Source organism: Halarchaeum grantii, assembly GCF_014647455.2.
Taxonomy (GTDB): Archaea; Halobacteriota; Halobacteria; order Halobacteriales; family Halobacteriaceae; genus Halarchaeum; species Halarchaeum grantii.
This window is the reverse complement of record NZ_BMPF01000003.1, coordinates 134,642-160,739: the sequence shown is the minus strand read 5'-3', so window position 1 is coordinate 160,739 and position 26,098 is coordinate 134,642. Positions and strand designations below refer to the sequence as shown.

Sequence of the window (26,098 nt, the reverse complement as noted above, 5' to 3'; positions counted from 1 at the left end):
TAGCGCGTGAGGCGCCGTGGTGAGCCGCACCACCTACGCGGGCGCGCGGCCGTTATAGTCGCTCGCCGGGCGGCGCGGCGCGCGCCGCGAGCGCGTCCGGCGTCGTCGGGAGGACGACGACGTCCTCGACGGTGACGGCGCCGCCGCCGCCGAGCGCGTCGCCCGTCACGACGTCCACGGCCGCTGTGTCGACGTCGAGCGAGACGGTCGCGCGTCCCTCGGCGAAGTTGCAGAGGACGACGGCGGCGTCTGCGTCGCGCGGGTCGCCACCGGAATCGCCGGCCGTCGCGTCCGGGGCGACGCGGCCGTACGCGACGACGCGCTCGGCGTCGCCCTCGACCACCTCGTAGTCGAGGCGGCGGAGGTCGCCGCCGGCGGCGAGCGCCGGCATCTCGCGGCGCACGCCGAGCAGCCGCCGGTAGTGCGCGAGGAGGGCGTCGTCGGTGTGCTCGGGGTCCCAGACGACGGCGTCGCGCCGCCCGAGCTGGCCGAGTTCTTGGCCGGCGTAGACGAGCGGCGCGCCCGGGAGCGTGCAGAGGACGCCGGCGGCGGCGAGCGACGCGGGGCGACCGCATTCGACGCGGTAGCGCGTCTCGTCGTGGTTCTCCATGTAGAGGAGGAAGCGCGCGTGGTCGGGGAACCCGCTCTCGCGACGCGACTCGACGGCGTCGAGGACCGCCGAGGCGGGCGCGTCGCCGCGCCCGACGCTCCGGAGGGAGGCGTACGTCGTCGAGTCGAAGTGGACGTCGAACATGCCCTCGTGGAAGTTCGGGATGTAGGGGATGGTCTCGTCGAGGAGGAGGAACGCCGAGTCGTGGTCCTTCACCCGCGCTCGGACCTCGCGCCAGAAGCCGTCCGGGACCGCCCACGCCATGTCGCAGCGGAAGCCGTCGACGAGCGGCGCCCACTCGTCGACGGCGTCGAGGAGGTGGCGCCGGACGTCGAGCGTGCCGTAGTCGAGGTTCGCGATGAGCTCCCAGTCGAAGTACGTCTCCGGTTCGCCGGACTCCTGCCAGTCGTACCAGTTCCGGTAGGGGCTCTCCGGGTTCCCGTAGGCGTCGCGGAAGAAGGGGTGTTCGCGCCCCGTGTGGTTCAACACGAGGTCGAAGAGCACCTTCATGTCTCGGGCGTGGGCCTCCTCGACGAGTCGCTCGTAGTCCGCGCGCTCCCCGAGGTCGGGCGCGATCGCGAAGAAGTCCGTGATGTTGTAGCCGTGCGGTGCGTCGTCGTTCGCGAGGACGGGCGTCAACCAGACGGCGTCGACGCCGAGGTCAGCGAGGTGGTCGAGGCGCTCGGTGATCGCCGCGAGCGTCTCGCCGTGCGCGGCGTCGGGCGCGAACGTCCGCACGTACACCTCGTAGTAGGCGGCGTCGGCGGCCCAGTCGGGCGCGTCGTAGCGGCGCTCGACCGACACCGCGTTCCCCTCGCGCGTGATGGCGACGGCGTCGGCGACGCTGTGCCCGCTCTCGCCGACGGCGACCGCGTGGACGCGCTCGCGGCGCTCGATTGCCGAGGCGGGCACGCGGAGTTCGCGTCCCTCGACGGTGGCGGCGTCCGCCGAGAGGGCGTCCCGGTCGTCGAGCGCGAAGACGACGTCGAGGTCGGCAGCCGACTCCCCGCTCTCCGGGTGCGCGCGCGGCGTCGCCGTGATGACGACGTCGTCCCCCTCGCGGTGGCCGTCGAGTCTGATTCGCGGCCGACCGCGCGCGTCCCCGCGCTCGGCGTGCGGGTAGTCCGCGTCGCTGTCACCGGGTGCGTCGCGCGCGCCGCCGCTCCTGCCGGGTGGCGCCCGGGTGCCGCGCTCGCCGGACGCGGAGAAACAGCGAACGGTCTGGCGGTGCGTGCCGCTCGGCGCGTCGAGCGCGAAGACGTACGTTCCGGGGGCCTCCACGGTGACCTGTTGAACGGGGCGGTCGGCGAGTGCGACCGCCGCGTCTGCGGGCGCGCGCTCGAGCGACCAGCGATACGACGCCGCCGGGTCCGGGTCCCACGGCGCCAACTCGACGGTGTCTCCGACGGAAACGAAGCGCGGCGGCCCGACGTGATCCATTCTCAGACGACACTTCGGCGAGCGGGGGCTTGTCGGTTGCGGTGCGATCCACCGGAAACACCATGGCGTCGCCCGCCGAACGGAACGTATGTCCGATTCCGACGCGCCGCGAGTGAGCGTCGACGCGACCGTCGACGCCGACGGGACGGTGATCACCATCGCGGGGACGCGCGACGCCGCCGTCGTCGTCTACTCCGCCTCGGGCGAGGAGATCTACCTCCCGCCGGAGGACTTCGAGGACCCCATCGAGAACCTGCGCTCGCCCATCGACAGCCCCTACGAGAGCACGCTTCCGGACAGCCCCTACGACCCCGTCGCCGAGGAGGGCACCGAGAGCCCCGACGACCCCGACGACGACGAGGCCGACCCGTACGACCCCGCGGACGGCGACGCCGACCCGTACGCCGCGATGGGTGGCCGGAACACCGGCCACGGGCCCGGCGAGCGCGTCGTCGGCGTCGAGTCCACGCCGTCGGGCTTCCGCGTCGTCCACCCTGAACCCGCCCACGACGTCCGCGTCGTCGGCGAGCCACGCGAGTAGCCCGACGGACGACACCCCCACGCTTAAGCCGCGGCCGTCGAGTGAGTGCGATATATGGTTTCGTCGGCGGTGATCGCGGTCCTCGGCACCCTCGCTGGCGCCGCGCTCTCGGCGGGAGTGACGATACACACCACGAGGGTGCGGGAGGCGAATCAGAACCAGCGGCGACAGGCGGAGTACCTCATCGAGAAGAAGGTCGACCGGCTGGCGGAGCTACACGAGTCGTTCACGCGGTGTCGCACCACGCTGGCCCCGATCGCCGAGTCCGGCACGTACGCGGTCTACGACCGCGAGGACGAGCGGGAGTTCGACGAGATGGTCGACGGGTATCACCGGTCGATACAGCGCGCGCGGATATTCGTCTCCGACGGTCAATACGAGACGCTCTTGGACACGCTCCTCGTCTTCCAGACGGTCACGGAGCGGGCCGGCGCGGAGCGCCCCGAGGAGGTATCCACACCGATACTGGACGACGACCGGTCGTTTCGCGACGTCATGACGGCGGCCGACGAGGTGCTGCGGACGGAGCTCCACGAGCCGGTGCGCTCACTCGAGAGCGAGTGAGGAGGCGTTACGCGAGGAGCGACTCGTAGAGCGCGACGTAGTCGTCGGCGACGTCCGCCCACGTGCGCTCCTCGAAGTCGGGGACGCCGTCCATCGCGAGCGCGGCGTCGATGCCGTCCGCGATGGCGTCGGAGTGCGAGTCGACGAGGACGAGGCAGTCGTCGGGGAGCACTTCGGCGGCGCCGCACTCGGTGGTGACGACGGGCGTCCCCGTGGAAAGGGCTTCGACGACGGTCATGCCGAACGGCTCGGCGAGCGACGCGGAGACGAACGCGTCCGCGCTCGCGTAGTAGTCGGCGAGCTCGGCGTCGGGGACGTAGCCGACGAACTCGATCTGGTCGTCGACGCCGAGCAGTTCCGCGAAGCGCTCGAGTTGGGCGGTGAGGTGGCCGGAGCCGCCGAGGACGAGCGTCACCTCGGGTCGGCGGAGCTTCGACATCGCGTAGAGGAGGTGCGTGATGCCCTTCTGGTGGGTGTGTCGGCCGACGAAGAAGAGCATCGGGCCGTCGATGCCGAGTTCCGCCTTCACGTCCCGACCGGTGGGTTCGACGCGCTGGAAGCCGTTGTGGACGACGTTGCTGTCGCCGCCGTAGAACTCGCGGACGCGCCCGGCGGTGAGGTCGCTGACGGCGACGAGGCTGTCGGCGCGGTCGACGATGCGCTGTTCGGTCTCGACCTCGTAGTCCGGCGGGTTGAGGTTGCGGTCCTGCGTGAGCGAGTGGAACGTCGTCATCCACTGGACGTCGTGCGTGGACTGCGACTCGACGCCGGGGTCGTAGCCGAACCAGTCGTGGGTGTGGACGACGTCGGCGTCGGCGGCGCGCTCGACGAACTCCTCGGAGAGGCGTTCGATGCGCTCGATGACGTCCCCGTCGCCGGTCGGGATGCCGTGGATGGCCGCGACGTCGTCCGGTGCGAACTCCGCCGGGAGGACGAGTTCGACGTCCACGTCGTCGCGGTCGTCGAACTCCCAGAAGAGCGAACCGACGAACGTGTCGAGTCCGCCGCTGATGTTCGGGGGGAACCCCCACCCGAGCATCAGGACTGACGGGGGCATCGCTCACCACCGGCGGTGCGAACTGGTGACGGCGTACGCCCGGCGCGTCGCTGTTCCATTATCACCGCTGGGTGGCGGGCGAGTATCACTCTGCTGTGGGTCGCAAGTATTGCCGTCAGTTCGGCAACGTTCATGGCGGGTCGTCCGGTAGACGGACGCATGAACTTCGAGCGAACGAGCGGTGTCTTCTGTCACCTCACCTCGCTCCCCGGCAGCCACGGCATCGGCGACCTCGGTGCGGGCGCGCGCGACTTCCTCGACTTCCTCGACGCCGCCGACCAGTCGCTCTGGCAGTTCTGCCCGCTCGGCCCGACGACCGGCGTCCACGGCCACTCCCCGTACAGTTCGCCCTCGACGTTCGCCGGCAACCCCCTCCTCCTCGACCTCCACGCGCTCGGCGACCGAGGGTGGCTGACCGACGCAGAACTCGAGGCGCCCGATACCGCCGAGCCGACACACGTCGACTACGAGGCCGTCGCGTCGTTCAAGCGCGAGCGCCTCCGGACCGCCTTCGAGCGCTTCGAGCAGAGCGCGGACGCCGACGCGAGCGACGCCTTCGAGGCGTTCCGCGAGCGCGAGCGCGACTGGCTCGCCGACTACGCGCTCTACCGCGCGCTCAAGCGCGCCCACGGCGGCGAGTCGTGGACCGAGTGGCCCCGCGAACTGCGCGAACGCGACCCCGACGCGCTCGCCGCCGCACGCGAGGAGCACGCCGACGAGATACGCTATCACGCCTTCGTCCAGTGGCGCTTCGACGAGCAGTGGCGCGCGCTCCGCGAGGCCGCCCGCGAGCGCGGCATCCAGCTCCTCGGCGACGTCCCGATGTACGCCGCGCTCGACTCCGCCGACGTCTGGGCGAACCGCGAAGCGTTCGCCGTCGACACCGCCGGCGACCCCGAGGCCGTCGCCGGCGTCCCGCCGAGCGCCGGTGACGACGGCCAGCGCTGGGGGATGCCGGTCTACGACTGGGACTCCCTCGCCGCCGACGACTACGGCTGGTGGGTGCGGCGCCTCGACCGCCTCTTCGACCTCGTCGACGTCGCGCGCCTCGACCACTTCAAGGCGTTCGACGCCTACTGGGCGATCCCCGCCGACGCCGCGAGCGCCGCCGACGGCGAGTGGCACCCCGGTCCCGGCGCGGCGTTCTTCGAGCGCGTGCGCGAGGACCTCGGCGACCTCCCGTTCGTCGTCGAGGACCTCGGCTTCCTCGACGACGGCGTCCTCGGGCTGCGCGACCGCCTCGGCTTCCCGGGCATGCGCGTCCCCGAGTACGCCGACTGGTGCGCCGAGCACCACCGCTACAAGCCCAGCGACTACCCGCGCGACTGCGTCGCCTACACGTCCACGCACGACACCGACACCGCCGCGGGCTACTACGAGTCGCTCGACGAGCGCCAGCGCGACTGCTTCGACTACGCCCTCGACTTCGAGAGGGACGGGTCGCCCGCGTGGGCGCTCCTCGACGCCGTCTGGGACTCGCCCGCCGTCGTCGCGATGACGACGATGCCCGACCTCCTCGGTCGCGGGAGCGACGCACGCCTCAACACGCCCGGCACCGCGACGGGGAACTGGGGGTGGCGCGTCGAGGACGGCGCGCTCACCGACGACCTCGCCGCGCGACTCGCCGACGTCACCGCGAACGCGCGACGCTGACGCCGCGGCGACCGGTCGCCCGCCGTTCCGTCGGCGTTATCAGTACCGGCGCGCCTCCACTCGACGATGACGAGACGCGACGCCGCACTCTACCTCGCACTCGCCGCGTCGTGGGGGACGGCGTTCGTCGCGACGGACGCCGCCCTCGACACCGTCCCGCCGGTCCCGCTCGCCGCGCTCCGCTTCGACCTCGCCGCGCTCCTCCTCGTCGGCGTCGTCCTCGCCACCGGGCGGTCGTTCCGCCCGCGCGGCTGGGGCGACTGGGCGCCCATCCTCGTCGGTGGCCTCTGCAACATCGGCCTCCACCACGCCCTCCTCTTCGCCGGCCAGCGGACGGTTCCGCCCGCCGTCGCGGCCACGCTCCTCGGTCTCGTCCCCGTGCTTACGCCGGCGGTGACGCGGTTCGCGCGGCCGGACGAACGGCTCTCCGCGCTCGGCGTCGCCGGCGTCCTCGTCGGCTTCGGCGGCGTCGTCCTCATCGCCGACCCCGACCCGTCGAACCTCGCCGCGAGCGCCGGCGTCGGCCTCGTCCTCGCGTCCGCCGTCGTGTGGACGGTCGGCGCGGTGTTCACGCGCGAGGACGACGCCGAACTCGGCGGCCTCGCGCTCCAAGCGTGGATGCTCCTCGTCGGCGCGCTCGCGCTCGACGCCGCCGCGTTCGCCGTCCCCGGCCAGTCGTTCGCGATGGCGGCCTTCCCGCCGGAGACGACGCTGTGGGTGCTCTACCTCGCCGTCGTCCCCGGTGCCGCCGGCTTCCTCGTCTACTTCCGCCTGCTCGACCGCCTCGGCCCCATCGAGATGGGGCTCCTCGAATACGTCATCCCGCCGTTCGCGGCGGTCTTCGGGTGGCTCGTCCTCGGTGAGGGCCTCGAGGCCTCGACCGTCGGGGGCTTTCTCGCGGTGCTCGTCGGCTTCTGCCTCGTGAAAGCCGGGGCGCTCCGGCGCTACGCCCGCGCCCGGCTCGGCGGCTGACGCGAAACCGCGACCGACGAGGAGGCGGGGGACTGACTCGGCCCCCCGTAGCCCACGCCCGCGGGGGTCGCTCCGTCCGCACGGCGCGTGGCTCCACCGCTCGCCATCCCCGCGGCGCGTCACAGATACCGACCGAATACTGCCGCTGGGGAGAACGGTTATCCGCTGGCCGACGCACGTATCGAGTATGAGCGACGACCTCTACGAGACCGCAGAAGATCTCGCGAACGACCTCGTGCGCGACGACATCACCGTCCTCTCGCGACCCGACGTCAACCACCGCCTGAAGACGCGACTCGACGTCTCGAAGGTGGACCACGACGTCGTCACGGAGGGCTTCGAGAGCGCGGAGTGGGAGTACAGCCGCCACCTCTACTTCCACCCGCAGGGCCTCCACAGCGAACTCCTCGACATCGCGGACGGGTTCCGGAGCGACGGCCGCCTCCTCGTCGCGCACGACGAGGTCTGCGACGAGCTCGCGCGCGAGAGCGAGGAGGAGGAGCCCGTCCGCGACCACGTCTCCGGCTGGCACCAGGGCGAGTTCGACGAGCTCGTCCGCGAGTCGCTCGACGAGGCGGGCTGGCGCCACGAGACGGTCGAGCGACGCGGCCACGAGCTCCGCGTGTACATCCGCCCGCTCTACGACGTCTTCGAGGAGAACTACCCGACCGGCAAGTCCCCGCTCGACACGAACGAGATCTTCTCGCACTACCTCTCGTCGTCCATGTCGGACGCGCTCGAACGCCAGTAGAAGCTTGAAGTGTCGGGGCGACGTGGTAGTCGCCCGATGCGCCGCCCCGCCCTCCACTCCGCGAGCACGTACCGGCAGAGCCGACGCGGGTCCCTCACGGCGTCGCCGCTCGGGTCGCGCCCACAGGGCCGGCGCGGGTTCCTCGCCGCGCTCGGCGCGACCGGTCTGAGCGCGCTCGCCGGCTGTTCGGCCCTCGCGCCGCGCGGCCCACTCGAGGGGACGCCGCCCGTCGCCCCGGACGCGCCGTGGCCGACCGCGCACGGGACGCCCGCGAACGACGGTCGTACCACGAGTCCGGGGCCGCCGGACGACTCGGCCGTCGCACACTGGGACCTCTTCGAGCACGCCGACTCCCTCCTCGCGGCGTACAGCGCGCCCGTCATCGGCGACGAGTACGCCTATGTCGCGCGCGTCCCGAACCGCGACTTCGACGCGCGCGAGGACGCCTCGGGGCGGCTCTTCGCCCTCAACCCCGAGAGCGAGACGCTCGCGTGGACTCGTCCGCTCACCGTGCCGGCGAGCGGGCCGCCCGCGCTCCTCGCCGACCGCGTCGTCGTCGCGACGACCGCCGGCGAGCTCCTCGCGTTCGACGCCGAGGACGGGACGGCGCGGTGGAGTCGCGTCCTCGGCGCACCGGCCGCGCCGCCGACGACGACGGCGGGTCGCGTGTTCGTCGGGGACGGCGACGGCCGCCTCCACGCGCTCGCGCCCGACGGCACGCGCGTCTGGTCGGCCACGCACGGCCCCGCCGTCGAAGGGCCGGTCGTCGGGACGCGCCCGCCCGCCGTCGCGAAACCCACCGTCGGCGAGGCGTTCTGCTTCGCCGTCTTCGGGCGGAAGGACGGCCGCACGCTCGTCGCCTACCGCCTGCGCGACGGCGGCGTCGCGTGGACGCGCGACTACCCGGGCACCCGAATCGGCCGACCGCCCGCCGTCGACGCCGGCGTCCTCTACCTCCCCGAGTCCGGCGGCCTGTGCGCGCTCGACGCCGCGACCGGCGAGGAGCGCTGGTTCCACGCCTTCGGGACGTACCGCGCACCGAGCACGCCGGCTGTCGGCGACTCGGGGGTGTACGTCGCCGCGAAGAACGCCTACGCACTCGACCGGGAGACGGGGCGCGAGCGGTGGCGCTACGTGAACGCGAGCACCGGCCACGTCGACTATCGGCACCCGCTCCGGGCGTCGCCCGCGCTCGCCGGCGACGCCCTCTACGTCGGCGTCGGCTGTCTCGAGGCGGCGACCGGCGAGGCGCGCTGGGGGGAGTTCGGGAACGACCCCGAGGAGACGGCCGACTACTACGGGGCGACGAGAGAGGCGGTGCCCGCGCGCGGCGGGCCGGCGGTCGGCGACGGCGCGCTCTACGTGACGATGCGCTACGGCCGCCTCTACCGCTTCGGGGGCGGACGATGACGCGCGACGGCGGAGAGGGGTCGTCGCGCCGCGGGAGCCGGCGCGGGTTCCTCGCCGCGGTCGGTTCGGCGGCGACGAGCGCGCTCGCGGGCTGTACCGGCGTGTTCGGTGGCGGCGGGGACAACGACCCGGTGACAGTGGCGGTCGAGCCGTCGCGCGACCTCGGGACGCAGGGGTGGCCGGTGAGTCGCGGCGACGCCCGGAACACGAACGCGTTCCCGCGTGGCGCGGGCGTCGGTGCGTCGCTCGCGCTCGACTGGACGACGACGCTCGGCGGGAACGCGGCGGCGATTCCGCCGGTCGTCCGGGCGGATCGCGTCGCGACGTCGAACGGCTGGCACGACGCGTACGGCCTGCGACCGGACGGCTCGGTGGCGTGGACCACCGAGTACCCGGACGGCGTGACGACGGTGTCGCCGGCGTTCGTCGGGGGCGTCGTCGCGCTCGTCGCGGACGGCGACCTCGTGGGGCTCGACCCGTCGGACGGCACGGCGGTGTGGTCGGCGTCGCTTCCGGAACCGGACGCGTTCGCGTGGCTGACCGGGACGGACGACACCGTGGTCGCGGCGACCGACCTCGGCGTCGCGGCGCTCGACGCCGCTGACGGGACGCGCCGGTGGTACCACCGGACGGGCATGGAGACGCAGGGGCCGCCCGCGCTCGCGGACGGCGTCGTCTACGCGGCGAGCGAGGACACCTACGTCTACGCGTTCGACGCCGAGACGGGCGGCGTGCGCTGGCGCGCGAAGACGGACGCCCGCGTCGGCCCGCTCGCCGTCGCCGAGGGGCGCGTCTACGCCGCCGGTGAGGACGGCGTCCTCCACGCGTTCGATGCGGCGGACGGCCGCGAGCGCTGGACGGCGGCGCTCGCGGGACCTGCGTCGACGCTTGCGGTGACCGGGGGGCAGGTGTTCGTCGGCGTGAGCGCCGCCCGCCGCGACCACCTGCGCGCCGTCGACGCGGACGACGGGACGCTCGGCTGGCGCGCGGACGCCTTCTCCGGGTGGGCGCTCGCCGCTGGCGTGGACGTCCTCTACGCGTCCGTCGAAGAGGGGGACGACGGCGGTCTGACGACGCTCGGTGCGCTCGACCCGACCACGGGACGGGTACGCTCGCGGCTCTCGACGTCCGGGCCGCGCGTCTACAACGGGCCGGCGGTGGTCGAGGGCGCGCTCTACGGGGCGGGCCTCGGCAAGGGCGGCGTCCTCACCGCGAGGGTAACGTCAGGTGATTGATGGCCGGCTATCGATGTTAAAGCTAGGTGTTCGCGCAGGAGTGTGAGTCGAAACCGCGGTGTGAGACAACACGATTCATGGAGGCGTCGCCGTCGGGCGGTTTCGTGGCTCCCGCGGCGGTGAGCCGGCGACCGGCAGAAAGAGGCGGAATGGTGCGAAGCGAGTAACTATTTTTGCCTCCGGTGAGTGTGGGTGAGTGAATGGTGACTCGTAGTGGTTAATTTGCAAGGACGAACGACCGCGGTTCGCGTCGCCGGGACGGACGCGAGTGTGGTCGTCGAGGACGTGGCGGGCGGCGACGTACCCGTCGCCGCCGTCGGCTCGACCGGGGTGCGCGCGCTCGAACCGCTCCTCGTCGCGACGCACGACGGGGAGAGCGCGTTCGTCACGAACGCGGACGTGAGCGACGTCGAGGCGGCCGTTTCGTCGCTCTCCGACGGCGGCCTCCCGGACGGTGCGGACGCGCGCGTCTCGCACGGCGACGCGCCGACGTCGCTTCCCGCCCCCGACCTCGACGGCTTCGCCGGCGACCGGGCCGCGCTCGCACGCTGTGGCTGGATCGACCCCCGAGACCCCGAGGCGTACGACGCGGCCGTCGGCTTCAGCGACGCCGACGCCGACGCCGTCCTCGACGCCGCCGCCGACCTGCACGGGCGCGGCTGGGGCGACTGGAGTCAGGACGAACCGCTTGGCGGCCTCTGGGCGGGCGTGCGCGAGCGCGACGACCCCGCCGTCGTCGTCGTGAACGCGCACGGCAACCCCGGGGACGCGCTCCTCCTCGAGGGCGACCCGTTCGCGGTGCTGGACGGCGCGAACGCGGCGGCGCGCGCCGTCGGCGCGGACGCCGTCTTCGTCTACGCGAGCGAGGGCGACGAGGCGGCCGCCGCGAGCGCTCGCGCGGCCGCCGACGCCGGCGACTTCGACGTCCCCGTCGAGGTCGTCGAGGGCCCGGCGGTGTATCGCGCGGCCGAGCCGACGATGGCCATCGAGGCCATCGAGGGCAACCACCGGCTGGAGGCGCGCCTGCGCCCGCCCGGCCCCGAGGTCGAGGGCGTCTACGGCGACCCGACGGTCGTCCACACCGCCCGAACGTACGCGCATCTCGTGGGCGCGCTCGCCGGCGCGTCGAGCGACTCGCGCGTCGTCTCCGTCACCGGTGACGTCGAGACGCCGACGACGGTGGAACTCGGGGAGGCCGCGACCGTCGCGGACGCCGTCGACGCCGCCGGCGTCGGGGAGTACACGGCGGCCTGCGTCGGCGGGAAGTTCGGCGGGCTGACGCGCGACCTCGACGTCGCGCTCGCGCCCGACGCGCTCTCGGCGAACGACCTCGGCACCGAGGGCGTCGTCGAGGTGCTCGGCGCCGACGAGTGTCCGGTCGCGTTCGTCGGCCGGCGCGCGAACGTCGCCTCCGAGACGAACTGCGGGCGTTGCGTCCCGTGTCGCGAGGGGACGACGCAGCTCACGGAGAAGCTGCGCGACGTCTACGACGGGACGTACGACGAGGCGGGTATCGAGGAACTGAGTCGCGTGATGGCATCGACGAGCATCTGCGCGTTCGGGCGCGACGTCCCGCGGACGGTGCGGACGGCGATGGACGAGTTCGACGACGCGTTCGAGGCGCACGCCGCCGGGGACTGTCCCACGGGGGCCTGCACGGGTGAGCTATAGATGAGTTCAGAACACGTAGACGGACGAGAGGCACCGCCGCTGACGGAGACCATCGCGCCCGGGACGGCGACGGACCCGGACGTGAAGAGCGAGGACGCGGCGACCGTCTCGATCGACGGCGTCGAGGTCGAGGTCCCGGAGGGCTCGACGGTCATCGAGGCCATCGAGGCCGTCGAAACGGCGGGGAACGTCCCCGCGCTCTGCTACTACGACCGGGACAGCTCGCAGGCCGAGAAGATCGGCCCGCGCAGCGAGTGTCGGACCTGCATGGTCGAGACCGAGGAGCACGGCATGGTGCCCTCGTGTAGCTTCCCCGCCGAGGACGGCCTCTCCGTCTCCACGGACGCCGAGGCGGCGACGGAGGCCCGCGACGTCAACCTCGACCTCGTCCTCTCCGACCACAACCTCCGCTGTACGACCTGCGGGAAGAACGGTCGCTGTGAGCTCCAGGACGCCTCCATCGACAACGACGTCGAGGAGCCGCGCTACGGCGTCTTCGACGACCGGGAGGCCTACGAGCCCCTCGACGACTCCAGCGACTTCATCCAGATCGACCGCAACAAGTGCATTCTGTGTAATCGCTGCGTGGAGGCCTGCAACGACGTGCAGGTCGAGGGCGTCCTCCGCATGGAGGGCTCCGGGCAGGACACGCGCATCGGCTTCCAGAACGGCGCGGAGACGATGGAGGACTCGACGTGCGTCTCCTGCGGGCACTGCGTCACCGTCTGCCCGACCGGGAGCCTCGTCGAGCAGGACATCGCGGACGCCGCGACCATCCCGCTCCCCGGCTTCAGTCAGAAGAACAGCATCGGCAAATCCCTCGAGAGCAGCGGTAAGGAGACCAAAGGACCAATGACACGCATGAAGAGCGACGAGCCGAAGGACCTCACGAGCGAGGCGCGCACGGAGGAGAACCCGGGTGACTGGCTATGAGTAGCGACGAGCGAAAGGAGGGCGTCGCCGGGTTCATGCAGCGCGCGAAGGAGCAGGCGAACCGGAACGTCGAGCACTTCGCCGAGGGGATGGCCGCCGGATCGATGCCGGAGGGGAAGCTCTTCGACATCGCCCAGCAGATCAGCGACAAGCGCCTCGGCGAGCTCACCGTCGACGACACCACCTGTGGCTACTGCGCGGTCGGCTGTCGATTCGACGTCTACACGGACGGCGAGGAGGTGCTCGCGACGCGCGCGACCGACCCCGAGAAGTCGCCCGTGAACGACATCTCGACGTGCGTGAAGGGGAAGTTCTCCTACAACTTCGCGAACTCCGAGGAGCGCCTCACCGACCCGCTCGTCCGCGACGAGAACGGCGAGTGGCGCGAGGCTTCCTGGGAGGAGGCGCTCACCCGAGTCGTCGAGGGCTTCCAGTCCATCATCGAGGAGCACGGCAACGAGGCGATGAGCGTCATCGCCTCCTCGAAGGCGACGAACGAGGAGAACTACCTGATGGGCAAGTTCGCCCGGCAAGTACTGGGAACGAACACGGTCGACAACTGCAACCGCCTCTGTCACTCCTCGACGGTCGCCGGCCTCGCGAAGACGTACGGCTACGGCGCGGCGTCGATCAGCGTGAAGGACTTCGACGAGGCGGACCTCATCTTCCTCACCGGGTCGAACACCACCGAAGCCCACCCCGTGCTCGGGACGCGCGTCAAGCAGCACGTGAAGGAGGGCGGCGACCTCATCGTCTTCGACCCGCGCGAGACGCAGATCGCGGAGTACGCCGACCAGTACACGGAGATCCGCCCGGGCTACGACACCGTCTGGGTGAACGGCGTCACGCGCTACATCATCGAGAACGACCTCCACGACGAGGAGTTCGTCGCCGAGCGCACCACCGGCTTCGAGGAGGTGAAGGAGGCCGTTGACGAGTTCACCCTCGACTACGTCGAGGAGGTCACGGGCGCGCCGCCCGAGGAGATACAGGCGGCCGCCGAAGCCATCGCGGAGGCCGACCGCACCGTCTTCGGGTGGACGCTCGGCATCACCGAGCACTCCCACGGGACGGACAACGTCGCGGCGCTCGCGAACCTCGCCGCCATCACCGGGAACCTCGGGAAGCCCGGAACGGGCGTCTCCCCGTTCCGCGGCCAGAACAACGTCCAGGGCGGCGGCGGCGACATGGGCCCGCTCCCGGACAACTTCCCCGGCTACCAGAAGGTCGCGGACGACGACGTGCGCGCGAAGTTCGAGGAGGCGTGGGACTGCGAGATCCCGGCCGAGCGCGGCTACTACACGACCGAGATGTTCAACGCCTTCGAGGACGGCCCGCTCGAGGGCATGTACTGCATCGGCGAGAACCCCTCGCTCTCCGAGCCCGGGAAGAAGCACGCCGACGAGGTCTTAGAGGAGATGGAGTTCCTCGTCGTGCAGGACCTCTTCCTGAACGAGACCGCGAAGTACGCGGACGTCGTCCTGCCGGCGGTCTCCTTCCTCGAGAAGGAAGGGACGTTCGCGAACACGGACCGGCGCGTCCAGAAGGTCAACCAGGTCCTCGAGAAGAAGGGGAACGCGAAGGCCGACTGGGAGATCCTCCAGGAGCTCGCGAACCGCATGGGTCGCGAGTGGAATTACACGAACACGAACGAGATCAACGAGGAGATGCGCTCGCTGACGCCCATCTACGGGGGCATCAGCCACGAACGCATCGAGGAGGAGGGCGGCATCCAGTGGCCGTGCTGGGACGAGGACCACCCCGGGACCGAGCGCCTCTACACCGAGGAGTTCAACACCGAGGACGGGAAGGCGAACCTCGTTCCGGTCGGGTACGCGGAGCCGATGGCGCCCCAGACCGAGGAGTTCCCGCTCACGCTCACCACGGGCCGCGTCCTCTACCAGTACCACACGGGGACGATGACGCACCCCGAGGAGGGCATCATGAAGTACAACGACCGGGACTTCGTCGAGGTGAACCCCTCGACCGCCGCCTCCTACGGCATCGAGGACGGCGACCCGGTGCGCATCGAGTCCGACAAGGGCGAGATCGTCGTCACCGCGCAGGTGACCGAGCGCGTCGGCGAGGAGACAGTGTTCGCGCCCATCCACTTCGCCGAGACGGCCGTGAACACCCTCACGGACTCCGAGCGCCTCGATCCGGAGGCGAAGACGCCGGAGTTCAAGGCGACCGCCGTCCGCATCAGCCCCGTCGAGGGCCGGGACTCCGTCAACCGCTCGAACAACGTCGAGCCCGCTCGGGGTGACGACTGATGGCGAAACCCGCCCGCTCCGTCCCGGATTCGGCGACGAACCGCGAACCCGAGCGCCCCGAGGAGGGCCGCGACGCGCTCGAAGCCGTCATCGAGGAGTACGGCGGCGATTACGCGGACGCCGCCGAGTACACGGACGAGCTCGAGAACGTCATCGAGACGGCGATCCTCGTCATTTCGAGCGCGGACGACGAGGAGGTCGACTACGTCACCGAGTCGATGGTGACGCTCGTGCAGGCCGGGGACGCCATCAGCAACGAGGGCACCGTCGCGCTCGCCGAGTCGTTCGGCGAGAACTCCGACGAGTTCGCTGACCTCATCGACGACGTCGTGCGGATGCAGGAGGAGGGCCACCTCTCGAAGTTCATCCGCATCGCGGAGACGCTCGCGGAGCCCCTCGACGAGGACGACGCGGACCGGCTCGCGACCACCGTCGGTGAGAACGCCGACGAGCTCGCGGACGTCCTCGACTCGCTGATGGAGCTCCAGAAGGCCGGCCAGCTCGAGGACCTGCTCGACCTCGCGTCGACGCTCTCCGTGCTGGAGGCCGACGAGACGACCGCGAACGCCCTCAACGACCTCCTCGGCGCCGTCGGCGAGGCCGAGGAGGAGTCCGAGCCGATGGGGTTCCTCGGCGCGCTCGGCGCGCTCCGCAGTCAGGAGGCGCGCGCCGGCATCGGCTACGTCGTCGAGATCCTGAAGGGGCTCGGCCGCCGTACTACCTAGGTGATGCAGGACGCGAACGCGGCATCGAACGCGAACGACCGGGACGCGGCGGACGCGACGGTCTGCCCGCTCTGCGCGGTCGGCTGCCACCTCGCGCCCGGCGAGGACGGGGGCCGCGCGCGCGGCGTTCCGGGGCCGGCGAACCCGAACGGCCGGCTCTGCGCGAAGGGCGCGAGCGCCTTCGAGAGCGTCCGCGACGACGAGCGCCTCACGACGCCGCTCGTCCGCGAGGACGGCGACCTCGTGGAGACGGACTGGGAGAGCGCGCTCGCGCGCGCCGCCGACGGCCTCGGCGGCGTCCGCGACGCCCACGGCGCGGACGCGCTCGCCTTCTTCGGCGCGCCCCACTGCTCGAACGAGGAGAACTACCTCCTCGGGAAGCTCGCGCGCGTCCTCGGGTCGAACCACGTGGACAACCGCGCGCGCCTCTGTCACGACAACGCGGCGGCCGCGCTCGAGTCGCGCGTCGGCTACCCCGCCTCGACGCTCGGGATGGCCGACCTCGCCGAGTCCGACCTCGTGCTCGTCGTCGGCGCGAACCCCGCCGTCCAACAGCCCGTGGCGTTCAACGCGTTCGTCCGCGCGAGCGACGGCGGCCTCGTTCACCTCGACCCGCGCGCGAACGAGACGACGCGCGCCGCCGACGCCCACCTCGCGCCCCGCCCGGGGACGGACGCGCTCCTCCTGCAGGCCGTCGCGGCGACGCTCCTCGCGGCCGACGAACACGACGCGGCGTTCGTCGCCGAGCACACCACGGGCTTCGACGCGTATCGCGACGCACTCGCCGACCTCGACGTCGCGGCGGCCGCGGCCGCGACCGGCGTCCCTGTCGCCGAGATCCGCGACCTCGCGGCTGACGTCGCCGACGCCGACGGCGTCGCCGTCATCGCGGGCACGGGCGTCGAGGCGGACGACGGCGCGACCGCCGACGCGCTCCTCGACCTCCTCTGTCTCGGCGGGAGCCTCGGTCCCGAGAGCGCGGCCGACGGGGGCGGCTTCGCGCTCTTCCGCGGGCTGAACAACGAGCAGGGGGCGAGCGACGTCGGCTGTCGCCCCGACCGCCTCCCCGGCCACCGGCCGCTCACGGACGACGCGGCGCGCGACCGCGTCGCCGACGTCTGGGGGACGGAGATACCCGACACGCCGGGGTTGAACGAGACGGCGGCGCTCGCGGCGTTCGGCGAACGGATTCACGGGGCGCTCGTCGTCGGGGAGAACCCGGCGGTGTCGAAGCGCGACGCCGACTGGACGGCCGAGCGCCTCGACAGCCTGGAGTCGCTCGTCGTCGTCGACGTCTACGAGACGGACACCACCGCGCACGCGGACGTCGTCCTCCCGGCGGCCGTCGGCCTCGAGAAGGAAGGGACGGTCACGAACCTCGACCGGCGCGTGCAGGCGCTCGCCGCCGTCGCGGACCCGCCGGGGGAGGCGCGCACGGACTTCGAGATCCTCTGCGACCTCGGGACGCGCCTCGCCGGCGACGGCTTCGACTACGCCGCGCCGGCGGACGCGTTCGCGGAGCTGCGCGCCGTCAGCCCCGTGCACGCCGACGTCGCGGTCGGCGAACGGTGGGGGAGTGACGGCATCGCCACCGCGGACGGCCGCGCGGCGTTCTCCGAGGGAGACGTCTCCGTCGAGGCGGCGGACGTCGAAGGGCTCGCGCTCGTCGTCGGCAGTCGCGCCGGCGGGTTCGGCGCGAGCGACGTCCGCGCGGACGACGCGCTCCACCTCAACCCGGCGGACGCCACCGCGCTCAACCTCGCCGACGGCGACGCGGTGCGCGTCAGTACGGACGGCGCGAGCGTCGAGACGACGCTCACCGTCTCCGAGGGCGTCCGCGAGGGCGTCGCCTTCCTCCACGCGGACGTCGCCGACCCGCTCGTGCGCGCGGGCGCCGCGACCGTCGACGTCGAGGCGCGCTGAGGGCGCCGGAGTCTTCCGTCCGCGCCGCCCACACGCGAGTATGTCGCGACTCGTCAACCACGACGCGAACGGCCCTCTGAAGCTCGACGAAGACGATATCGACCCCGAGAAGGGCGACATCGCGGTCTGCCGGTGCGGGCTCTCCGACGACTACCCCTTCTGCGATGGCTCGCATCGCGCGACGCGCGACGAGGACGCCGACACCACGTACGTCTACGACGAGGACGGCGAGCGCCGCGTCGTCCGCGACGTCGTCACCGAATCCGGGGAGGACTAAACCCTACCGGCCGCGTCGGCCACTACCGCTTTTCCGCGTCCGCCACTCCACGTGGCCATGCGCCGTCAGTCCGGGTTCCGCGCGAGCGTCAGGGACGCCGTTCGCGGACGCGACCTCGTCCTCCTCGCGCTCCCGGCGCTCGCGATGGTCGGCGTCTTCGCGCTCCCGGATACAGCGACGGCGGGGTTCGCGCTCCGCTACGAGGACCCGACGCTCCTCGCGATGTACGCCTCGAACTTCCTGCATCGCTCGACGAGCCACCTCCTCGGGAGCCTCCTCGCCTACTGTCTCGTCGCGCCGCTCGTCTACGTGCTCTGTGTGCTCGGCGGCCGACGCGCGCTCTTCCTCGCGAGCTACACGACCTTCCTCCTCGTCCTCCCGTGGGTGCTCTCCGCGCTGAACGTCGCGCTCGCCCGCCCGCGCGTCGGCCTCGGTTTCTCCGGTATCGCCCTCGCGTTCTTCGGGTTGCTCCCTACCGCGCTCCTCGCGTTCGTCGACAGCCAGTTCACGGACGACGTCGGCATCCGCCACTCGCCGATCCTCTTCTTCGCCGGCGTGGCGCTCATCGGCGTCGTCGCGCTCCCGTCGCTGACCGGCCCGAGCTTCGGCGTCACCGCCGTCGCCGCGCTCGCCGTCGTCAGATACGGGCAGGACATCCGCGCGGATCTCACCGACCTCTCGCTCGCGGGATTCCACAACGCCACCGTCGAGGACGGCGGCTACGTCGAGCTCGGCGTGAGCGCCGTCGTCGTGTTCCTCTGCGTCCTCTTCGTCGCATTCCCGAGCGACGCGACGCAACGCGGCGCGATCGTCAACCTCTACGGCCACCTCCTCGGCTACTGCCTCGGCTACCTCTCGCCGTTCTGCACGACGTTCCTCGCGGGGCGCCTCGGCTACGGGCGCGGGCTCGAGGACTGAAGACCGGAACGGAGAACGCGAAGAGAAGGAGAGAGCGAGGGAGAGCGGTGAGTCGTGGTGGGCCGTCTAGCGCTGGTCCTCGCGGTAGACGTAGAGGCCGACGACGAGGAGCGCGATGACGACGAGCATCACGACGATGGGCACGACCGGGAGGTCACCCTGACTGGAGACGGGCGTCGTGGTCGAGCCCTGCTGGGCGTTCGAGCCCTCGGAGACGCTGACGCTGCCGGCGTCGGCGTCGTCGACGGCGACGGAGTGGCTCCCGGTTGACTCGAAGGCGTGCTCGAAGGCCACCGTCGTCTCCTCGTTCGCGTCGAGGGAGACGGTCCGTTCGTCGACGGTGGCGCCGTCAACGACGAGCGGGACGGTGTATTCGCCGGCGGAGCCGCCGGTGTTCTCGACGGTGGCGCGCACCGTCACCGACTCGCCCGTGGACGACTCGGTGGTGTCGACCGTGGCGTCCGTCACCGCGAACTCGGCGGGCGACCCGCCGACCGCGTAGACGGAGAGGCCGGGCGACGTCGCCTCGAACGTCAGCGTGTCACCGTCGCGGGAGACGAAGGACGTCTCGAGGGCGTTCCACGCGCCGTCGTGGTGGCGGTAGAGCGCGACCTGCGACGTCGAGAGGCCGCGCGCGTCGAGCTCGCTCGCCGTGACGGTGAACGTGAATGACACGGTGGCGATGTCCTCCTCGGCGACCTCGTGGCTGATGTTGAAGTAGCTAATCGGGTCACCGGCGTCGAGTGCCGGCGTCGAACCCGTGTCGTTCGACATGGTGAACGTCGTGTCGGTCGTGCCGTTCAGCCCGATGTTGAATCCGCTGAGCGTCGCGTTCGGGTTCGTCCCCGTGGTGTTCGCGGGCACGTCGACCGTCCCGTTGTCGGGGACGTTCGTGACGTCGACGGTGACGGCGCCCGCGTTCACCGTGCGCGTGACCGTCGGTTCATTCACCGGCGGGGCGGGCGTCGAGTCGTCGTCGTCGTCCGCCGAGTTATCGCTCTCGTCGGTCGTGTCGTCGCTCTCGTCCGGGGCGCCGGGTGTCGACCCGTCGCTCGCGGCGGCGACGTCGAGCGTGTCGACGACCTGCCCGCCGACGAGGACGTCGTGCGTCCCGGCGGGGAGGGTACTGAACGCCACGGTGGTGCTGTTCTGGCCGCTCGCCGGGAGGTCGAGGGACACCGGCGTGGAGAGCGAGGCGTTCGGCACCGCGACGGTGACGCTCACCGTCTGCGCCGACGCGAGTTCGTTCGTCCCGGTGACGGTGACGGTGACGCCGTCGCCCTCGGTGAGCGACGTCGCGTTCACGCTCCCGATGACGCTGTAGTTCGCGTCGGCGGAGACCGTGCCGGCGCTCGTCTCGCCGACCGCGAACGCGTACGTTCCAGGCGTCCCGAGCGTGCGCTCGAACGCCAGCGTCGTCGTCGCGCCGGCGTTCAGCGTGACGGTCTGTGCGGCGACGACGGTGTCGTTCTGCTGGAGTGTGATGTCGCGCTCGCCGGGTTCGTCGCCGACGTTCGCCACGTCGGCGGTGATGGTGACGTTCTCGCCGGCGGTGAGCGTGTCGCCGGCGTCGAGCGTGGCGGCGGAAAGGCCCCCCCTCGTCACCCGAAGGTACGGTCCGTCGGCGACCGAGAGAGTCGCGCTCACCGTCTCGGTGTTCCCGGCGGCGTCGGTGACGGTCGCGATGATGCTGTGCTGCGACCCCGTGGAGAGGTTCGAGACGGTGACGTTCGCGCGCGTCGAGTTCTTCGCGGTCAGCATCGCGTCCGCGTTCGCGTTCACGTTCGTGCCGTCGACTTGGAGCGTGACGTCCGTCGGGTCGATGGCGGAGAGGTCGTCCGAGTAGGCCACGGTCGCGTTCACGCTCGTCGTGCTACTCGAGAGGGTCGTGCCGTCGGCCGGCGTGATGTCCACGGTCGGTGCGCCCTCGTCGGGCGCGACGTCGAACGTGACGTTCGTCCAGTTCGTGTTGCCGGCGTCGTCGGTCGCGCTCACGTTCACGGCGTGCGTGCTCCCGGGCGTGACCGCGATGTCGGCCGTGACGTTCGTGTAGTCCGTCGTGTTCGCGTCGGCCGTGACGTCCGTCCCGTCGACGAGGACGGTGACGGAGTCGACGCCGGACGCGATGTCCGTCGCGTTCGCGATCAGCGGTACGCTCGTCGTGTCGTTCTCGTACGTCTTCTCACTCGGCGAGGTGACGTCGACGACCGGACCCGCGGTGTCCTCGCGGACGGTGAAGGTGGCGCTCGTCTCGGTCACGTTCCCGGCGCGGTCGGTGACGGCGAGGGCGAACGTGTGCTCGCCCGTGCCGGGCGAGACGGTGGCGTTGAACGTGCCTGCCGTGAAGTTCGCGCCGGTGAGGGGCGTGCCGTCGAGCGTTGCGTTCACGTCCGCGACGCCGGAGTCCGCGTCACCGAACGTCGCGTTCAGGTCGACCGACTCCGTCCCGGCGGGGAACGCCTCGTGGTCGGTCGGCGAGTCGATGGTCGCCGTCGGCTCGACGGTGTCCGGGTCGACGGTGAACGTCGCGTTCGTCGTGTTCGCGTTCGCCTTCGTGTCGTTCGCGCTCACGGTCACGTCGTAGGACGCGCCGGGTTCGAGGCCGGTCGCCTCGTACGCCACGGTGGCGTTCCCGTCGGGCGTCTCGGTGACGGACGCCTCGCCGGTGACGTCGCCCCCGTTCCACGCGAGCGTGACGGTGCTCGCGTTCACGCCGCTGTCGTCGGTAATCGTCGCGTTCACCCACGCGGACGTCGCGTTCGCGGGCGCGTTCAGCGACTCGAACCCGATCGTCGGCGGGGTGTTGTCCTCTACGGAACCGGTGTACGTCGAGAAGTGGCTGACGTTCGCCACCCAGTAGGTGTCGTTCACGACTTCGTTTCCGTTACCGTCGGTCACGTTGTAGTTCTCGACGCGCGTAGTGTCCTGTCTCTTCCACGACTCGTCCCGCGCGTCGTAGTACTGGACGGTGAAGGAGTTCCCGCCGTTCGCGTTCACAGCGCCCGTCGCGGGGAACGCGACGGTGGAGCCGGTCGTGATGTTCCCCTCGATGCTCTGGCTGACCTGCCCGACGAGCGTCGAGACGCTCGACGCGTTCGACGGGAGCTTCTGGGACGGTCGGTCGCTCCCGGACATCGAGTAGAAGCCCTGATCGACCGTCGTGGTGAGGTTCAGCTCGGCGACGATGCCGGAGTCCTCGAGGTAGACGGTGACGTTGCTCTGCTCGCTCACCGTCCGAATCTCGGCGCTCGCGCTCGCGTGCCCGACGTTCCCGGCCTTATCCTTCCCGCTCACGGTGACGTCGTAGACGCCGCCGTCGGTGGCGTTGAACGTCGCGTTGTACGAGCCGTCACCGATGGTGGTGAAGTTCGTGAGTTCGGTCGTGCCCCCGTCGTGCGCGACGGTGCCGCTGAGGTTCGAGACGTTCTCGCCACTCGGCGTCGCGACCGTCACGGTGCCGTTCGAGCCGTTCTTCGTGACGCTCGCGGCGAGTTCGGGCGGCGTCGAGTCGACGGTGACGGTCGCGTCCGTCGCCGTACTGTTCCGGTTGGCCGCGTCGTCGACCGCGACGACGGTGAGGCGGTAGTCGCCGTCAACGACGAAGTCGCTCGCGTCGAACGTCGCGGACGCCACGTCGCCGGTCGTCGTGTTGCTCACCCGCACGCCCGTGCCGGTCTTCCGGAGGACGTAGGTCGCGCTCGTCACGTTGGCGGGGTCGGCGAACGTCGCATTCGCCGTGACGGTGCCGGTTGCGTTCGTCGCGGTCGGCGTCACCGCCGCGTCCGTGACCGTCGGCCCGGTCGTGTCGACGCGGAGGATGGTGTTCGCGGTCGCGGTGTGGCCGTAGGCGTCGCTCGCGTTCACGGTCACGGTGTACGTGCCGTCGGCGACGAACGCGCCGTCACTGCGGCCGTCCCACGTCGTCGTGACCGTCCCGCCGGTGAGGCGCGCGCGGTCGGTGACGTTCTCCGTGTGCACGACCGCCGTCTCGTTCGCGTAGACGACCGTCGCGTTCGCGAGTGCCAGGTCGTTCGCGACGACCGCCGCCTCGAACGGCGACCCGTCGCTCACCACGGCGTTGCGTGGCGTGACGTTCACCGTGGGCGCGTCCGCGTCCACGTCGAGCGTCCACGTGCGCGCACTCGTGTGACCGGCGTCGTCCGAAACGACCGCTTTCAGGCTGTGCGTGCCGGACGCGAGCGCGTCGAGCGTGACGCTCGCCTCAGTCGCACTGGTGGCGTCGAAGTCGACGGGTGTGCCGTCGACGGAGAGGGTCGCGCTCGAGGCGTTGATGCCGGATTCCGCGTGCTCGGGCGCGGGCCCGTCGTCGGCGTACGTCACGGTGACGGTCGGGGTCTCGCCGGACTCGGTCGTCGGCGAGACGCCCGTGAAGGCGGGCGCGGAGACGAGGTCGAAGCGGTAGGTCTTCGTGACCGCGTTGCCCTCGGCGTCGACGGCCGTAACGTTCACGGTCGCGTCGCCCTCGTGCCAGCCGTCGGTGTCGACGGCGACGGTGGTGTCGTTCGTCGCGTCCGTGGCGTCGAGGAGGTCGACGCGCTCGACGGTGCCGTTGGACGTCGTCGCGTTCACCGTGACGTCCGTGACGTTCGTTGTCTCGTCGCGCACGCGGAAGGAGAGCGTCGCGCCGTAGGCGACGTCACCGGTCGACGGCTCCGCGAGGACGACGCTCGGCGGAACGGCGTCGACCGCCGTGACGTTCAGCGTCGTCGTGCGGTCGCCGACGCCGAGCGTCTGCGTGCCGGGCTCGGTGTAGACGCGCTCGAACGTCACCGTCTCGCTCGCGCCCGCGTCCACGTAGACGCTGGCGTTGGTGACGTTCTGGCCGCCCTCGCTGAGCGTCACAGTATCGATGCCGCCGATGCCGCCGGTGTTCGAGACGGTGACGGAGACGCTCGCGCTCGCGCCCGCGTCGACCGTATCGGGCGTGACGGTGAGGTTACTGTAGGTGAAGGTCGCGGGTTCGAGCACCGTGACCGTCCGCGCGGGCAGGCCGCCGGCGCTGACGGCGTACGTGTCGGGCGACTCGAAGGCCGTCGAGAAGTCGACGGTCGTCTCGTTGCCGGCGCCGAGCGTCCGCGTCGCGTTGTCGATGGCTGTGCCGTTCGCGGTGAGGGTGACGGTCGTGTTGCCATCGCGGTCACCGGTGTTCCGGACGGTGACCGACGCGTTCACGGTCTCGTTCGCGGCGACGGTCGTCGGCAGGACGGAGAGCGAGGCGTACTCGAAGGTCGCCGGCGCGTCGACGCGGACGTCGGCGGACGCCTCGCCGACGCCGAGCGTGACGGGCCCGCGCTCGCCGCTACCGAAGGCGTGGTCGAAGGAGACGGTCGCGTTCTCGCCGGGGCCGAGCGTCCGCGTCGCGCTCTCGACGACGGTGCCGTTGACGGTGAGGTTCACCGTTCGGGTGCCCTCGGCGTCACCGGTGTTCCGGAGCGTCGCGTTCACCGCGAACGTCTCGTTCTGGAGGACGACGCTCGGCGCGCTGAGGTTCGAGACGGCGATCGCGGACGCCGCGACGTCCACGGTCGTCTCGTCGGACGCGAAGACCGTCGTGTCCGTGTTCGCGCGCGTCGCGCTCACGGTGTAGGTGCCGCCCGACTCGAAGGTGTGGACGTAGGTGCCGGTCGCGTCCGTCTCGTACGTCGCGCCGTCGATGGTGAGGGTCGCGTTCACGCCCTCGCCGGTATCGGCACGCGTGACGGTGAACGCGACGTCGCTGCCGCGCACGACGGATGTGGCGTTCGCGCTGACGTTCAGGTCGACGCCCTCGCGGAGCGTGAGCGAGCCCTGCGAGCTCGAGACGTCCGCGCCGTCGGCGGCGGAGCTCACGTGGAGCCAGTGGTAGTCGCCGGCCGACCAGTCACCGGGCACGGAGACGTTCACCGTCCCGCTCGCGTTCATCTCCGCGAGCGTGCCGGTGGCGTTCAGCGGGACGGCGTCGGTGCCGTTCGTCACCGTCGTGTTCTCGCCGAAGTCGCGGTTCTCGGCGAGGAAGTCGAAGAGCGCCTGCGCGCTCACGGGGTAGGAGACGCGCTGCTCCGTGGCGTTCATCCCGAGTGCGCTCGGCGACCCGACGACGCGGAAGTCGCCGTTCACCTCGGAGATCCCGGTTTCGACGCTCGCGTTCACGTCGCCCGTGAGGTCGGTGACGTTGACCGTGGACTGCGAGAGCATGAAAGTCTCGTTGTCGTAGAGGACCACCATCTGGGTGGTGTTCGGCGCGGGCGCGGTGTTCGCGTCCACGCCGAAGGTGACGTTCGAACCGACCGTCGCGTCGTCGGGCGTGGAGACCGTCGAACGGTGGTTCTGGACCATCAGCGAGTCGAAGCCGACGACCGTGACCGTGCCGTTCTGCTCGAGGGTGCCGCTATCGACGCTGTACCCGCTCGCGCCGGATTCAGGCGTGGCGAGGACGAGCGCGTACTGGCCGGGCTTCGTCGGCGTGAAGTCGAAGGACGCCACGCCGTCCGGGAACGTGACGTTCGACGCGACCATCGATGCCTCGGCGTCCGACTCGTTCGAGAGGAGCGTCCGGAGCGCCGTGGGAGTCGTCGGCATCGACGCGTTCTGCGGGAGGCGGAGCGCGACGAGCTGACCGGTGTCACCGTAGAACGCGCCTGTATCCATCCCGACGCGCGAGAGGTCGAAGGTGACCGGAACCGTCTCGCCGGCGTCGTAGAACGCGAGGTCCTTGTTCAGTGCGCCGGAGACTGAGCCTCCCTTCTTGAGGGAGATTCCGGGCCCCGAGGAGACGTGGTCCGCGGTGCCGGTGTCGGTTCGAAGCGGGAAGACCGAGCGTTCCCAGACGTTCGTGTCGTTCGTCAGTGCGTACGTCTCGGTATCCGAGACGTCGCCGTATCCCGCCGGTGTGGAGAGGGCAGCGGTGCTGCCGCCCGCTCCGCCACCACTCGCCGCGAGGGTGACACCCGACGCGACGGGGGAGGCGACGACCAGGAGGACGAGGAAGACCCCAATTGTCCTCCTGGCGGTATCAGCGTTGTGGCTCATGGTTATCATACTTTGAGTTGGTGGTAAAAGCCTTGGCCATTTGATTCAATCTCGAATCGGCCGTAGGAACTATGGGTCGGTAGACGGCATAGGTGTCGTATAATTTTCAGTACCCG

The 26,098-nt window shown here is 71.2% G+C and carries 17 protein-coding genes; 14 read left to right on the top strand and 3 right to left on the bottom strand.

The genetic code is table 11. The annotated features are described in order from the left end of the window. Nucleotides 1–52: 52 nt before the first annotated feature. Complete coding sequence (malA, locus tag IEY12_RS10720) at nt 53–2,050, bottom strand: alpha-amylase MalA (protein ID WP_188883714.1); 1,998 nt, start codon at nt 2,048–2,050, stop codon at nt 53–55. A gap of 88 nt (nt 2,051–2,138) precedes the next feature. Here malA and IEY12_RS10715 point away from each other — a divergent pair, with 88 nt between their 5' ends. Together IEY12_RS10715 and IEY12_RS10710 are read left to right on the top strand one after the other, a co-directional pair. Then, nucleotides 2,139–2,591 (top strand): DUF7510 family protein, encoded by a 453-nt coding sequence (locus IEY12_RS10715; protein ID WP_188883713.1) that lies wholly within the window; start codon nt 2,139–2,141, stop codon nt 2,589–2,591. Between the two features lie 54 nt (nt 2,592–2,645). After that, a complete protein-coding gene (locus IEY12_RS10710; RefSeq protein ID WP_188883712.1) occupies nt 2,646–3,155 on the top strand; it encodes a hypothetical protein in 510 nt (169 codons plus the stop codon). Nucleotides 3,156–3,162: 7 nt separating this feature from the next. On the opposite strand, the gene IEY12_RS10705 is transcribed toward IEY12_RS10710, so the two are convergent. After that, nucleotides 3,163–4,212, bottom strand: a complete 1,050-nt coding sequence (locus IEY12_RS10705) for a glycosyltransferase family 4 protein (protein ID WP_188883711.1) — start codon at nt 4,210–4,212, stop codon at nt 3,163–3,165. Nucleotides 4,213–4,371: 159 nt separating this feature from the next. Between IEY12_RS10705 and malQ the strand changes: the two genes are divergently transcribed. From malQ to IEY12_RS10645, 12 genes are all read left to right on the top strand, one after another. Further along, nucleotides 4,372–5,865, top strand: coding sequence for a 4-alpha-glucanotransferase (malQ, locus tag IEY12_RS10700; protein ID WP_188883710.1), 1,494 nt, complete (start codon nt 4,372–4,374; stop codon nt 5,863–5,865). A gap of 66 nt (nt 5,866–5,931) precedes the next feature. Continuing rightward, complete coding sequence (locus IEY12_RS10695) at nt 5,932–6,837, top strand: DMT family transporter (protein ID WP_188883709.1); 906 nt, start codon at nt 5,932–5,934, stop codon at nt 6,835–6,837. Between the two features lie 187 nt (nt 6,838–7,024). Continuing rightward, entirely contained in the window at nt 7,025–7,588 is a 564-nt protein-coding gene (locus IEY12_RS10690) for a hypothetical protein (RefSeq protein ID WP_188883708.1), read from the top strand. Between the two features lie 36 nt (nt 7,589–7,624). Continuing rightward, nucleotides 7,625–8,998 (top strand): outer membrane protein assembly factor BamB family protein, encoded by a 1,374-nt coding sequence (locus IEY12_RS10685; protein WP_188883707.1) that lies wholly within the window; start codon nt 7,625–7,627, stop codon nt 8,996–8,998. Continuing rightward, the gene (locus IEY12_RS10680) at nt 8,995–10,233 is read left to right on the top strand and encodes an outer membrane protein assembly factor BamB family protein (protein ID WP_188883706.1); all 1,239 of its coding nucleotides are present in this window, start codon (nt 8,995–8,997) and stop codon (nt 10,231–10,233) included. The genes IEY12_RS10685 and IEY12_RS10680 overlap by 4 nt, the downstream gene beginning before the upstream one ends. 270 nt (nt 10,234–10,503) lie before the next feature. Then, a complete protein-coding gene (locus IEY12_RS10675) occupies nt 10,504–11,904 on the top strand; it encodes an NADH-ubiquinone oxidoreductase-F iron-sulfur binding region domain-containing protein (RefSeq protein ID WP_229871186.1) in 1,401 nt (466 codons plus the stop codon). Continuing rightward, nucleotides 11,905–12,837 (top strand): 2Fe-2S iron-sulfur cluster-binding protein, encoded by a 933-nt coding sequence (locus tag IEY12_RS10670; protein WP_188883705.1) that lies wholly within the window; start codon nt 11,905–11,907, stop codon nt 12,835–12,837. After that, complete coding sequence (gene fdhF / locus IEY12_RS10665; RefSeq protein WP_188883704.1) at nt 12,834–15,110, top strand: formate dehydrogenase subunit alpha; 2,277 nt, start codon at nt 12,834–12,836, stop codon at nt 15,108–15,110. Before IEY12_RS10670 ends, fdhF begins: the two co-directional genes overlap by 4 nt. Beyond that, nucleotides 15,110–15,835, top strand: a complete 726-nt coding sequence (locus IEY12_RS10660; RefSeq protein ID WP_188883703.1) for a helical membrane plugin domain-containing protein — start codon at nt 15,110–15,112, stop codon at nt 15,833–15,835. The genes fdhF and IEY12_RS10660 overlap by 1 nt, the downstream gene beginning before the upstream one ends. A 3-nt stretch (nt 15,836–15,838) precedes the next feature. Further along, nucleotides 15,839–17,758 carry a molybdopterin oxidoreductase family protein gene (locus IEY12_RS10655; RefSeq protein ID WP_188883702.1) on the top strand — a complete coding sequence of 640 codons (1,920 nt, stop codon included), beginning with the start codon at nt 15,839–15,841 and terminating at the stop codon, nt 17,756–17,758. 40 nt (nt 17,759–17,798) lie between these two features. After that, nucleotides 17,799–18,035 (top strand): CDGSH iron-sulfur domain-containing protein, encoded by a 237-nt coding sequence (locus IEY12_RS10650; RefSeq protein ID WP_188883701.1) that lies wholly within the window; start codon nt 17,799–17,801, stop codon nt 18,033–18,035. 57 nt (nt 18,036–18,092) lie between these two features. After that, on the top strand, nt 18,093–18,953 hold the full coding sequence (locus IEY12_RS10645; protein WP_188883700.1) for a hypothetical protein: 861 nt from the start codon (nt 18,093–18,095) through the stop codon (nt 18,951–18,953). A gap of 66 nt (nt 18,954–19,019) precedes the next feature. Here the strand turns inward: IEY12_RS10645 and IEY12_RS10640 are convergent, their stop codons facing one another. Then, entirely contained in the window at nt 19,020–25,982 is a 6,963-nt protein-coding gene (locus IEY12_RS10640) for a PGF-pre-PGF domain-containing protein (protein ID WP_188883699.1), read from the bottom strand. Between the last annotated feature and the right edge of the window lie 116 nt (nt 25,983–26,098).

Coding starts and splice junctions, on each gene's coding strand:
- IEY12_RS10655 (WP_188883702.1), top strand. CDS start 15,839: ATGCAGGACGCGAACGCGGCATCGAACGCGAACGACCGGGACGCGGCG.
- IEY12_RS10705 (WP_188883711.1), bottom strand. CDS start 4,212: ATGCCCCCGTCAGTCCTGATGCTCGGGTGGGGGTTCCCCCCGAACATC.
- malQ (WP_188883710.1), top strand. CDS start 4,372: ATGAACTTCGAGCGAACGAGCGGTGTCTTCTGTCACCTCACCTCGCTC.
- IEY12_RS10695 (WP_188883709.1), top strand. CDS start 5,932: ATGACGAGACGCGACGCCGCACTCTACCTCGCACTCGCCGCGTCGTGG.
- IEY12_RS10715 (WP_188883713.1), top strand. CDS start 2,139: ATGTCCGATTCCGACGCGCCGCGAGTGAGCGTCGACGCGACCGTCGAC.
- IEY12_RS10710 (WP_188883712.1), top strand. CDS start 2,646: ATGGTTTCGTCGGCGGTGATCGCGGTCCTCGGCACCCTCGCTGGCGCC.
- IEY12_RS10690 (WP_188883708.1), top strand. CDS start 7,025: ATGAGCGACGACCTCTACGAGACCGCAGAAGATCTCGCGAACGACCTC.
- fdhF (WP_188883704.1), top strand. CDS start 12,834: ATGAGTAGCGACGAGCGAAAGGAGGGCGTCGCCGGGTTCATGCAGCGC.
- IEY12_RS10640 (WP_188883699.1), bottom strand. CDS start 25,982: ATGAGCCACAACGCTGATACCGCCAGGAGGACAATTGGGGTCTTCCTC.
- IEY12_RS10685 (WP_188883707.1), top strand. CDS start 7,625: ATGCGCCGCCCCGCCCTCCACTCCGCGAGCACGTACCGGCAGAGCCGA.
- IEY12_RS10645 (WP_188883700.1), top strand. CDS start 18,093: ATGCGCCGTCAGTCCGGGTTCCGCGCGAGCGTCAGGGACGCCGTTCGC.
- IEY12_RS10680 (WP_188883706.1), top strand. CDS start 8,995: ATGACGCGCGACGGCGGAGAGGGGTCGTCGCGCCGCGGGAGCCGGCGC.
- IEY12_RS10650 (WP_188883701.1), top strand. CDS start 17,799: ATGTCGCGACTCGTCAACCACGACGCGAACGGCCCTCTGAAGCTCGAC.
- IEY12_RS10670 (WP_188883705.1), top strand. CDS start 11,905: ATGAGTTCAGAACACGTAGACGGACGAGAGGCACCGCCGCTGACGGAG.
- IEY12_RS10660 (WP_188883703.1), top strand. CDS start 15,110: ATGGCGAAACCCGCCCGCTCCGTCCCGGATTCGGCGACGAACCGCGAA.
- malA (WP_188883714.1), bottom strand. CDS start 2,050: ATGGATCACGTCGGGCCGCCGCGCTTCGTTTCCGTCGGAGACACCGTC.